Raw genomic sequence first — 11,529 nt, 5'->3', positions numbered from 1 at the left:
GCATGGATATGAGCGCCGCATCATCCTCAGCTGCGCCAATATCAGACAGCATACTTTGAAGCGCCTCACCCACTTTCTCGGCGTGCTCGGTGCCCAATGAAATCAATGACGCCGCCGCCCAGCGCCGCACAACATGGAATCTGTTCGGCCAGCCGCCTAGGAGCCGAGAAAGAGTAGGAGCACCAACGACTCTTGGATCCAGGGTCATCAGCGTGCCTGCAGCCCAGTCCTGTTCAGCCGAATTTGGTGTGGCTGCCTCCAGCACTTCGCAGAGCTTCGCCGCCACCTCTGCAGCGTACCTCTGCCCATAACGTACCAATGCGTTTGCAGCTCGTCGACGATCCGTCAGAGGGGCCGTTGGATCCGAAAAAAGCTGGTTTACCACCTCGGCTGCACGGGTTGCGTAGTGAGGCCCGAAGAGCACCAATGTTTGCATCGCATGTAGACGGTTGGTTGCACTAGCGGTCGGATCGGAACCGACCTTCAGTAGAATTTCCGCCCCACGAGAAGCATTTCTCGGCCCAAGTTCAATCAGCACTCCTGCAGCCATCCCGAGGTCAGAAGGCTTGGCAGGAAGCCTAATCAATTCTTGGCATAGTCGTTCGACGACTTCGGCGGTATAACCTGTCCCCATCTCAGAAAGTACCGTGGCAGCCCATCTCCGTCTCGATACCTTGCTATTCCTGTCTTCGAGTACATCACACAGAATGGGTGCTATCTCGTCAATGCAGCCCGCCGAAACAATCGCCTGTACCACTGGCCAGCGTACATCGCCCTCGATGTCATCGTTGGACAGGAGTCGGCGCAAAAATTCAAGAACTCTTTGCCGGTGATCAGAGGACAACTCGACTAGGGTACGCAACATATAGTCAAATTGCAACGAGTCGTTATCCAATGCGGGAATTTCGTTCAGTACCGCGAAAATCCGGTCAGCATCATCTGCTGCTCGAATTCTCGCAAGCGTATACGCCGCCTTAGGCAAGGTTGTCAGGCTAACATCACCGGAGGACAAAACCTGACGAAGGACCGGAGCTGCCTCATCGACATAATGTGCTCCAAGGGTCGCCAGAACACAAGCAGTAAGACCGCGAATGTTCATATGTTTTGCACGGCCAAGGCGCTCTATACAGGCGCTCGCCGCTTCCTCCACATAAGGCGAGCCGAACCATGACATTTGTCGCGCAAACCAGGTAACACCGATTAGCTTGCTATTCCACTGGCGTCGGAGCTCCTTAACAGCCTCCTCTACATATCGCGGACCCAAGTCGACCAAATCGAATGCGGCCAAACGCCGCTCAGAGTTCAAACTCATTTGATCGCGGGAAACCTGGATAGACAAAATCTCACAGAGGATTCTGGCAGCCTCAGGCACCAGGCCGGGATCGATCCGTACGAGTGCCTGTGCCAGGAGCCTCTTAATCCCCAGTTCGAGATCAGGATCACTCAGCATCGTGTGCAATGCAAGCACGACCTCAGTGCCATAATTTGGATTCGCGAGCGCTAAAACTTCAGCCGCGTGAACGCGTTGCCTTGTGTCGACTCTAGAGTCGGCTAGCACTTGACGCAGCGCAGGAACAGTCTCGGCGATCCTCTGAGCTTCGTTTCTGAGTAGTATGCGGGCGGCCGCGATTCTACGGTGCACCGGCACAACTACGTCCGTAACTATTTCGACGATGACGTCTTCGACGCCCTCGAGGGAGAACAGATTCGACGTGTGTTCCAGCGATCTATTGAACACCGACTCTGCGACACCTGATCCCGGTGATACCCAGAGAGCCCACGCGCGGAAAGATTCCATGAAGGAGCGGAGTGACGAGTCAGTGAAATCCGCACCGCCAGAAATTAGTTCGCCAGCCAAGACCCTATAGAACAGGAAGTCATTATTCAGCAGCCAGTCCATCAGTCCGTCACTCGGAAAGATGCGACTGTGACAGATCAGTACCGAGCGTGCGAGTTCACCCTCCAGGGCGCCCTCAATCCAGTAACACCAATCCTCGTTGTCAGGCTCACAAGTCGCTGACAGGCCGGCGGCGTGCGTGTTGGCTGCGAGGTGTTCAGCAAAGGATTGATGCAAAAAGAGCAGATCGCCTCCCTGGTGAGCGAGCAGTCCAGTGCTGGTTGCCGCCACCGCGACAATCGTCCTCCAATTCGGTGGAGTGATTCGCGGAAGGACTGCATCCTGCCGGGCGTGATCCGTTACCCAATTACAGGCGGAGTCAAGCAGGAGTTGGTGTCCTTCGCATGTGATTACTGACAGATGAGCAACCAATTCGTAACGCTGCTCGCGCAGCCATTCTGCAAGCTTTCGCCCACCTGGCACTGCAGACACGTATTGCTCAACTATGGCCCATTGCTCGGTGAAACTCTCCGAACGCCCCGAAAACAGATATGCCAGGTATTGTTCGTACAACTCGTAACGACGAGTCGGCAGCGGGCGGTCCGGATCGTCCTCGAAAACGACAGCAGCTACTGTTGCCAACAATGGGACGCTAACAATCTCGTTCAGTCGAGCTCGGCGGACCTCCGCGAGGAAGCGCTGAGCTAGCGCACTCCCACCTGCATGCCGAGAGCGGGTGAACCATGCATTAGCAAAATCCTGGAGAGCTTCCGCATCGAACGGTTCCAAGGTGAAGCTTGCCAAATTCGGACAATACAACTGGCGTTGGTCAGAACGAGGCAGAGGACGAGTGGTGATTAGTAGCCGATGTGGAAAGCTTCGGTCATTCAGCCAATGATTGATCGCTCCGAGTAGCCTCTGGCGATCACCAGGTGAGGCAATTTCATCCAAGGCGTCGATAATGATCAGCCAGCGAAAGCTATGCGTTGACTCAGTGAACACCTCGGAGGCGATATCTTCCTGCAGAAGCAGCCCAAGTTCGCGCTTAGCTGCCTCAGTGAATGCCGCTGGCCAAGGAATATTTCCTTGCGTCACCAATGACCGAGCAGCAACACGCAAAGGTAGCAGTGGTTCTGAGGCGATTCCGGTTACATCTTTACCGAATGGGGAAGCCCCTACTCTAAGCCAGGGGCGAGCAAGATTATCGACCAATTGCAGAGTCAGAGTTGACTTACCCTGACCCGGACCGCCGGCAATGATCAGGTGTTCGGACTCAGTCAGAGCTTCTGCGAGATCGGTTACCAGCGTATGACCCAGCTCTTGCCCTTCAGGCGGGGACAGTTGGTCTCCTGCTTCATCCTCTTCTTCTTCGTCTGCATCGTCAAATTGATCCACGATCCCCAACTGTTGGCGGATATAAACACGAGATAGGTCCAGTTCGCGAGATCCGCCAATAGCGTAGGGGGCTTGCTTCGCCGCAGCGAGCTGAGCATTCAGCAAGCACTGGACCGATCGAGGGAGTTCCTCGGGCAACGGCAACTGGTCCCAACGTAGCGGAACTCGCTCCAAATCCTCCAGTTCGTCCGGCAACGGGAAGTCGGCCAGATTTTGAGGCAGAGGGTCGCAGGACTCAATCTGATCAATGATGCGACGGGCGTACAGAAAGTTACCCCGCCCAACTTCCGAGATCCGCTTGGCCAGTTCAGGCACGCCGAGAACCGAAATTTTCCCAAGGCGACCTGCCGCGTACGTGCGAACGTCGCTCATATTCTCGTCTGCACCCCGAACCAAGTCGAAGGTGACTGCCCCAGGAAAAGCCTCCGTAATTTGCCGGTACGGGCGAGCGGTCAGCAAGAGTCTCAATCCCGGAACTTCGTTGAGCAGTTCGCCGGCTAGCACCTGCGCTAGATTTCGCCCAACTCTCTCATCTAGCGCAGCATCCAAGGCGTCGATAAGAACAACGACAGGGTGCGGGGATTTCGTCTCTTGAGCTAAAGCACGGAGCGGACGCCTGATGGAATCATCGAAGGTTCTGCGCGCATCTTGAGTGCCAGCTAAATTGATCTTACCCACGCCTGTGACCGAGATATTTGGTGCTGCTACACCAACATTTTGGGAAACGTGAACGTGTACTTGGGTGTTGCCCGCGTGTTGTGCCAACCGCTGTTCTGTGAAGCCTTCAATCTGCGCCCCAAGTTGATCGGCCAGCTTCTCGTACACCCGATCAGGTTCAAGGCTGTCAACTTCATTGGCCAGGCAGAAGTGTGCTGCCCCCAGAAAGCCCGGTGCGAACGTAACAGGTGTGGCGACCGATCCAGTGGATAGCTGGACCAAGCGACTCGCCAACTGGGTTTTTCCGGCCCCTCGCTCTCCGGTTACGAGTAGCACTCGAGGTGCGTGGGGATTTGTCAACCAAGATCGGATTCTTTCCAGCGCCCAAACTCGGCCAGTGAAGTCAGCGGCTTCTTCATGGATTTGCGCTGGAAGCCCGCTCCACTGTTGCAAAAGGCGATCCTTTCACGCGGTCCCAGTCCCCCAAACCTGATCCAGAAGCTAACCTTCGCGCGTACCTTCCTCAAAGGGAATCAGCATGGGCGCGAATCTCCAGCTTGGGAGCTGTTCTTGATCAGCGATGGAGATAGAACCTAGCTAATTTCGGATACGCCGGTCACTTCGGAACCAGACTGAGTGCGTCCGATGCGCTGATCCACTTCGACGGCCTTGGAAGTTTCCTTGCTGATCCTTCCAATGCCAGTCAAGTTCCCGGAGTGCTCGTCAATCACCTGATTTACACGCACTGCACCACCGCTTGGTTCCCGGTCCTCACCCACGAACGTAATGCGCTGCCCGTACACTTCTTCGAGCAGCCCACGCAGTCTTCCTACGAGGGTCGGTAGCTCTGGGTCGTTCTCGTCGATCAAATCGGGATTCCGTGCGTAAGGTGAGAGCAGGCCGACAATCCCTGCCAGCTCCGCCTGCCGCTCTTCTACCGCTCCCGGGTCGGCAGTGAGGGGCGCCAGTTCGCCCTGCAACAGTCCCGGAGCCTGCACGACGTCGGGCGTCGGCTGGATCGCTTCGTCTCCATCGGCCGACCTGCGCCGAGTCGCACGTTCATCGAGCACCTTGTTGGCCCGATCAAACAGGAAGGTCAACGCAGAAGGCAGTGATGCTCCCAAGATCGCCAGAGACACCGGATCCATACTCACCCCCGAAGAGCAACGACACGTGGCTCCAGCACTTTACCTGACACCCGTCAATCGAGATGCTCGAGCCTCACGCTGTCGGCCTGCAACTTCCCGAAGGCGCCATCCAGTTCGTCTTCGGCTATCACCGCAAGCGCGGATAGGGAGATCATCATATGGGAGTCCGTGGCCCTGCCGGTTCCGCCCAGTGCCAGCGGCTGAAGCCACCCAAGTGACTGTGGCGCCAGACAAATTGACACCTCCTCGGACGGGGCTCGCATTGCGGTGAAGGCGACACGACCTGCGGGGGACACAGCGTGTGCCGCGACTTGCACCGGAGTGATCGCCGACGTCCATCCCGACGAGCCCCTCAACGAGCCCCTCAACGACCTCCACACCACCGTCCGCGCCGCGATCCAGACGGCGCGCGGGCCCCACGCGACGGGCTACCCCACCAAGGTCCCGCAACTCACGCTCGGATCCGCCGGCCGAGGAATGCGACTCCGACCAGGTCCAGAGGATGCTCCGCACCGGAGTACGTCCCGGACACGCCCCGATGCGCGTCGACGCCGTTCACCTCGTGGACGTCACCGCGGACGCACAGGCCAAGACGATCATCTGGGACCAGGTCGCGACCATACCGCTCGGTGCGGGCATCTGAGATCGCCGCTCAGTCCGCCGAGCGTGAGCGAACCGGCCGGGCGGCGACGTCGGCCGCGTATGCCGCCCAGTCCCCGCCACTGGCCCGCTGCCACTGCACGGCTACCGCACGGTGGATGCCCAGCATGCGCGCCAGGATCGCCGCCGGAACCTGAGCGGCCAGCGTGAACAGGGCGGTGGCTCGGTCCTCGCGCGGATTGACGCCCAATGCCCGCAGCCGGAGGACCAGTTGGTCGCTGCTGAGCGGCTTCCCGGGAACCCGCCCGGGGAAGAGCCAGGTCCCTGGCTCATCCACGAGTGTGTGGCCGCGCCGGCTTGCGATCAGCTCTTCCATCAGGGCATCGAGCGGCGCGGGCAGCACGATCGGGCCGTCCCCTTGGCCCTGCCGGCTTTGGCTGAGGGCGGCGCCGAGTGGCTGGAAGGCCGACGGGGTTCGGGCGTGAGCCGGATGGTTGTTGCCGAGAAGACGCGGGCCGCCAGCGTCCGCAGGGCGGCGTCGAAGGATGTGCTGGTGGCGCCGCGGCGCGCGGTCAGCGTCAGGGTCCGGCGGGATGAGCAGTACACGCCGGGGGTGACCTGGGCTCCGGGTCGGTACCCGGCGCTTTCCAGGAGCCAGCCCGCGCTGGCTCGCAGCCCGCTGCCCTGAGAGCGGTTGACCGGGCCGCCGGCGGCCCGCACGGCTCGGGCCTGGTTGCCCGTGATGGTCGGATTCAGGAAGACCGAGCCCACTTGGCGGGCGTCCGGCCCGCTCGCGGGCAGGGTCAGACCGCGGTTGTTGCGGTCGGCGAGTACGCCGTGGGCTGCTTCGGTGAGCGGCGGCTGGGCGCCCAGAGGGACGCCCAGGATGTTGGCGAGGTGCGGGTATGAAACGGGGGCGGCGGAGTTGCTGCGGCCGAGAGCCACGGTGATGGTGAGGATCGTCCATCGGCTGGGGCGGTCCTTGAAGATGCTGGTGCGATAGCCGAAGCCGCAGTCGGCGGGGCGTAGTTCGACGGAGTGGCCGAGGTGCCAGTCGTAGGCGGTGAGGCGGGTGAGGGTGTCGGATATCTGCTGGCCGTAGGCGCCGGTGTTCTGGACGGGAGCGGCTCCCGCGGTTCCGGGGATGCCACCGAGGTATTCGATCCCGGACAGCCCCTCGGCGACGGTGAAGGCGATGAGGTCACCCAGCGGGTGCCCTGCTTGGACGATGAGTTCCACGCGCTCGTTGTCGAGGATGTGCGCGTGGATGCCGTGGGTGGCGATGCGAAGGACCGTTCCGCGGAATCCGGTGTCGGCGGCGATGGTGTTGCTGCCGCCGCCGAGGACGTACAGGGGTGCCGGACTCTGGTGGATGTCCCTCGTCAGGTCGGACCTGTTCAACGGCCCGCGGGATCGCCGCTGGATCCCGAACACGGACCGAACCGCACTTGTCCCCCTGGCCGAAGGCATCGGAAGCTGAGTTATCCGGCCGCCTCTCCGAGAGGCGACATCAGGTCTTCGGCCAACGCGAGCAGGGTCCGGTCTGCGTGTGCCGGTCCCACGAGCTGCACGCCGATCGGGAGGCCGTCCGCGTTTTGACCGACGGGCACGACGAGGCTGGGCAGGCCAACGTGGCTGGTGAGGTTGGCCCAGCCAGTCTGGTCGAAGAAGCTCCGCTCGACGCCGTCGACCGTGAGAGAACGGGTGCCGGCCGGGATCGCCGCGGTGGGAGCGGCGGGCGTGATGAGGACGTCATGTCGGGCGTCGGCGAAGAACCTGTGCCACGTCTCCCGAAGCCGCAGGCGCTCCTCGTTGGCGCGGAGCCAGGCACGGTGTGTCTGCGTTCGGTGGCGGAGGAAGGCGGCCCGTGGGCTCGCGTCATCCGCGTGCAGATCACGGGCCGCCGCGAGTTCGAGCGCGCCAGCATCGTCGTCGGTGGCGGCTGTCGCGGTGGCGTGGAGGAGCTGCTCGAAGAGGCGGAGAGAGTCAGCAAAGCCGACCGGTCCCGCAGTGCGGCGAACGCTCGCGCCAGCGGAGGCCAGTGTCTGCTCAACGGCGGCGAGAGCATCGGCCGTGTCGCGGTCGACGGGGCAGCTCGCGTCCTCGGCCCACACCGCCACGCGGAGCTGGCCGACCGTGCGCCGCGCCGTGGGCAGCCTGACGCTCCAGGGATTGTTCTCGTCGGGCGACGGTGTCGTCAGAGCGGCGAGGAGCAGGTCGAGGTCTCGGGGGTGACGGGCCAGGGGGCCGGGGGTGACCATGTCGCTGCTGGTGATCCACCCCGGCGGGCGAGGGACGTGGCCGCGGGCCGGGACAAGTCCGTACGTGGGGCGCAGGCCGTAGACGCCGCAGTAGTGAGCAGGGAGCCGTAGGGAGCCGGCGAGGTCGCTGCCGAGGTCGGCGGGGGTCAGGTGTGCGGCGACGGCGGCGGCGGGGCCGCCGGAGGAGCCGCCGGCGGTGCGCTTGGGGTCGTGCGGGTTGAGCGTGGGGCCGAACAGGCTGTTGTCGGTGTGCAGATCTTGGCAGTACGTCGGCGTGTTCGTCTTGCCCATGATGACGGCGCCTTGGTGGCGGAGCCGGGCGACCGCGTCGGCGTCGCGTGCGGGTACGTGATCTGCCAGCTCTTCGGCGCCGCTGGTGGTGCGTAGGCCGGCCGTCTCGAAGCTGTCCTTGATGGTGAGGGGAAGGCCGTCGAGGGTGCCGCTGCTTTCGTTGCGGGCGCGGCGTTCGTCTGCGGCATGCGCGGCAGCTCGGGCCGCGCTGTCGTCGCGAGTGACAACAGCGTTGACCTGGCTGGCGTCGATCCGGGCAAGGTGGAGGTCGAGCAGCTCGCGGCTGGAGATCTCGCGGCGGTCCAGGGCCTGGAGCTGGACATGAGCGGGCTGGTGGGGGAGGTCGGTCGTCATGCGGAGACTCGCTCAAGGTGGGGGGCTCGTGCGGGCTGGCGAGGCAGGTGGCGAGCAACGTCGAGGAGAGCGTCGATGTCCTCCATGGGCCGACTGGTCTGGCGTTCGGAGTCGGCGAATTCGGTGAGCTGGTCGGGCGCCGGGCGGGCGCCGTCGGCCCGGGCCGCGATTCCGGCGAGGATCTGGTCGGCCGTGACGGCGGCGGACAGCTCCTGGCCGTGAAGCCCTTGGGCACGGTGATGGGCTTCGCTGGCCTCACGGACCGCGGCATCGAGGTACTGGCGGATCACGAACCGGCCGTCCCGGATCTCGACTGCTCGCCGGTAGAGCCGGATTGAGATGCGGCGGAAGCGGCGCCTCTGAGCCGGGTCGACTCGGTCGATCGGCAGCTCGATCTCAGGCGCTTCGCTGTAGAACGCGAGCCACAGGGGGCGCAGGCCGTAGTAGCTGCGGTACTGCTTGATCCGGTACTGGATGCTCTGGGCCTGGTCGCTGATGGTGGGTACGAGCCAGCCGAGGAGTGTGAGCATGGCGCCGACGTCGCCGCAGGTCCAGGCGAAGCCCTCCCAGTTTGCGAGGGAGGTGTCGAAGGCGCCGGCGATGACGTCGCCGATGCGGACGGCGCTGTATCCGAGCGTGACGGTCGCGCCGAGGGCGACGATGCGCAGGCCGACGCGGACGGAGCCGCGGGTGCTGCGACGGGCCAAGCCCCAGCAGGCGCGGGCGAGGAACAGCTCTCCGAGGGTGTAGGCCGCGACATACAGGGTGAGGTACGCCGCGTACCAGTTGTCGTGGGCGTAGTACAGCGTGAAGTTGATCGGTCGCGGCGCGCTGGGCGTCAGCAGGGCGAACAGCACCAGCAGCCCAGCGATCACCGCGAAGCCAGCCCACAGCCACCGGCGGCTCTGCCGGCGGGCAATCTCGGGCGGCGAGCCCCAGTAGGTCAGGACCACCTGCTGGCAGGCCAGCAGCGCGACCACGCACCCCATGGCCAGGGGGACGGAGAGGTTGACGGTGCCGAGCACGCGGTCGAGGTAGTTCCACATCGGCGTGATGGAAAACAGGAACGACAGTCCTGACAGTAGGAAGACTGCGGCCAGCCCGGTGGAGGCGGGGTCTCGGCGGCGAGTCAGCACGTCCCGCAGGAGGCAGAGGAAGCCGAGCGTGGCGACGACGAGGCTGATCGGATGGAGCAGGTCCTTCACGACCGGGCCTCCCGTCGGCGCAGAAGCGTGTGCGTGACCCGGTCCTGGACGTCGTCACCGGAGGACTCGTCGCTGCGCAGCCACCGGTCGATGATCCGGTGCTGGAGCAGCGAAGCGAGGAGTTCGGTGTCCCGCTCCTCATCCTCGTCGTACTTGGTGCGGCCCAGCATCATCTGCACGGTGGCCGGGTCCACGCTGGTGATGAACGCGGGGGCCAGCGCGGACACCGGTCGGCTCTCGTGGTGGCCGAGCAGTAGGTGGCTGAACTCGTGGGCGATGATGTGGTCCTGGTGCAGGGGGCTGGTCCGCGGGTCGTAGAACACGTGGACGGCACTCTCCGTGACGGCGCACGCCCCGCACACCGAGGGTGCCTGCTCCCGGGCCTCTAGGACCACCTTCCGTCCCATGCGGCGAGAGACCTCGTCGCTGAGATCGCGGATATTGATAACGTCCGGGAGCTTCAGCTCGGCCAGGAGGTCAGGCTGGCGGAGCCTACGTGCAGACCACATTGGTTTTCCTTGATCACTTACTGAACTAAGCCCGTTTTACACGCCAGTTGAGGGCGGCAGCCCCTCGGATTTTCGTACGCTCTCGACGATCCCCAAGACGGCATCCTTGCCGTCTGCGGATACGTCGGATAGACGAAGAAGAACGTTCTTGATCTTCGCATCGCGAAGCAGCGCGAGCAACTCAAGCTCCTGCACGGTCTTTTCGGCGACAGCGTCATCGAACCAATACGCGGGCTCCACACCGAAAAACCCTGCGAGCGCTTCAAGATGACGCTTCGTCGGGTTATCGCGTTGCCCCGTCCGCAGGAGCCACAGGTACTGGGCCGACAGCTTGCCCAGCCCCCGCTTCTCCATCAGTTCGGCCACTTCGGCGTTACTGAAGGGGCCGCGACCGGGCGGGTGCACCGTGTCGAACAAGCGGTTTAGGCGGTCCATGAGCCCCTTGGGGTTCACCTGACCTTCGGTGGAGTCTTTCATGATCCTTTCCCGGGTGGACTTCGCCGTCACTTCGACAACCCTACCCCGCCATAAACACCAGTTGACGGGATGATCCCGCATATGGAAAGTTCTTCCTCGCCAGCACGTTTCCGTGTGGCGTGTACCGCCTGTTTCAGGTCGGCCTGTCCATTTCTACCGGCAGGAGCATGCCAGGTAGGCGTCGGTATCGTTGCCGACGGAGCAGTGGAAGGCCGAAGCGGTGGCGGGGCCAGCGCTGCAACAGTCGACTACACGAGCGGACGCACATTGCGCGGGCGTGTTGCGAAGCGAAGCAACATAGCGCGGGATCGCCGGTTAGCCAAACCGGCGTCTCCCCGGATCATTGATGGTCCACCGCCACTACCTGCACCTACGTCGAAAGGAATCGTCAAAACGGCTGTCAATTCAAAGCGTCGCACGGCTCTCAGCTCTCTGCGCTGCCGCAGAGCTGCTGTGGAACAGATGCCGTGGGCGCTCAAGATCCTGCGATGCGCATAACAGTCTCCCCACCTCCCCGTACCGCAGGGGACCGGTTTCTATCGCATCCCGAGTGCACCCGGGAATGAAGTTGACATGCAGCACGGTGGCCTGCCCATCGGCATCAACCTAAGCGCGCAAGGCGGGATGACCTCACTTACGTCACTTGCTGTTTTGATCAATTTCCGGGTCGGCACCGTGACCCACTGGCCCTGCCACATGCATTGGCGCCAGACGTTTTCAGCAGCTTCAAACGCCATCAGCTGCGCGCAAGCCGCACCGCTTTAGCAACTGGAGTATCCGAATTGCACGGACAGA

9 protein-coding genes are annotated in these 11,529 nt (G+C 62.8%); 1 reads left to right on the top strand and 8 read right to left on the bottom strand.

Annotated elements, in window-relative coordinates; genetic code table 11:
• Both VXC91_RS37545 and VXC91_RS37540 read right to left on the bottom strand, forming a co-directional pair.
• Positions 1-4,249, bottom strand: a 4,249-nt coding sequence (locus VXC91_RS37545; RefSeq protein ID WP_329511835.1) for an NACHT domain-containing protein, incomplete at its 3' end; no start/stop codon positions are given.
• A 233-nt stretch (positions 4,250-4,482) separates the two neighbouring features.
• Complete coding sequence (locus VXC91_RS37540; RefSeq protein WP_329511834.1) at positions 4,483-5,028, bottom strand: hypothetical protein; 546 nt, start codon at positions 5,026-5,028, stop codon at positions 4,483-4,485.
• A gap of 511 nt (positions 5,029-5,539) precedes the next feature.
• Here VXC91_RS37540 and VXC91_RS37535 point away from each other — a divergent pair.
• Complete coding sequence (locus VXC91_RS37535; protein ID WP_329511833.1) at positions 5,540-5,680, top strand: hypothetical protein; 141 nt, start codon at positions 5,540-5,542, stop codon at positions 5,678-5,680.
• A gap of 9 nt (positions 5,681-5,689) precedes the next feature.
• On the opposite strand, the gene VXC91_RS37530 is transcribed toward VXC91_RS37535, so the two are convergent.
• The 6 genes from VXC91_RS37530 to VXC91_RS37505 form a co-directional block, all read right to left on the bottom strand.
• Positions 5,690-6,013 carry a hypothetical protein gene (locus tag VXC91_RS37530; protein WP_329511832.1) on the bottom strand — a complete coding sequence of 108 codons (324 nt, stop codon included), beginning with the start codon at positions 6,011-6,013 and terminating at the stop codon, positions 5,690-5,692.
• Positions 6,013-7,038, bottom strand: a complete 1,026-nt coding sequence (locus VXC91_RS37525; RefSeq protein ID WP_329511831.1) for a UDP-N-acetylmuramate dehydrogenase — start codon at positions 7,036-7,038, stop codon at positions 6,013-6,015. The genes VXC91_RS37530 and VXC91_RS37525 overlap by 1 nt, the downstream gene beginning before the upstream one ends.
• Positions 7,039-7,118: 80 nt before the next feature.
• Positions 7,119-8,543, bottom strand: a complete 1,425-nt coding sequence (locus tag VXC91_RS37520; RefSeq protein WP_329511830.1) for an amidase family protein — start codon at positions 8,541-8,543, stop codon at positions 7,119-7,121.
• Positions 8,540-9,748: an MAB_1171c family putative transporter gene (locus VXC91_RS37515; protein WP_329511829.1), complete on the bottom strand. Its 1,209-nt coding sequence runs from the start codon at positions 9,746-9,748 to the stop codon at positions 8,540-8,542. The genes VXC91_RS37520 and VXC91_RS37515 overlap by 4 nt, the downstream gene beginning before the upstream one ends.
• A complete protein-coding gene (locus tag VXC91_RS37510) occupies positions 9,745-10,257 on the bottom strand; it encodes a hypothetical protein (protein ID WP_329511828.1) in 513 nt (170 codons plus the stop codon). Before VXC91_RS37510 ends, VXC91_RS37515 begins: the two co-directional genes overlap by 4 nt.
• Before the next feature lie 36 nt (positions 10,258-10,293).
• Positions 10,294-10,764: an XRE family transcriptional regulator gene (locus tag VXC91_RS37505; RefSeq protein ID WP_237481066.1), complete on the bottom strand. Its 471-nt coding sequence runs from the start codon at positions 10,762-10,764 to the stop codon at positions 10,294-10,296.
• Between the last annotated feature and the right edge of the window lie 765 nt (positions 10,765-11,529).

This window comes from Streptomyces chiangmaiensis, assembly GCF_036281785.1.
Taxonomy (GTDB): Bacteria; Actinomycetota; Actinomycetes; order Streptomycetales; family Streptomycetaceae; genus Streptomyces; species Streptomyces chiangmaiensis.
Note: the sequence above shows the minus strand (reverse complement) of the source record. Positions and strands in the feature narration are given on the sequence as shown.

Bases quoted from the DNA above. Each gene is read 5' to 3' on its own strand.
- VXC91_RS37535 (WP_329511833.1), top strand. From the start codon at position 5,540: ATGCTCCGCACCGGAGTACGTCCCGGACACGCCCCGATGCGCGTCGAC.
- VXC91_RS37530 (WP_329511832.1), bottom strand. From the start codon at position 6,013: ATGGAAGAGCTGATCGCAAGCCGGCGCGGCCACACACTCGTGGATGAG.
- VXC91_RS37520 (WP_329511830.1), bottom strand. From the start codon at position 8,543: ATGACGACCGACCTCCCCCACCAGCCCGCTCATGTCCAGCTCCAGGCC.
- VXC91_RS37510 (WP_329511828.1), bottom strand. From the start codon at position 10,257: ATGTGGTCTGCACGTAGGCTCCGCCAGCCTGACCTCCTGGCCGAGCTG.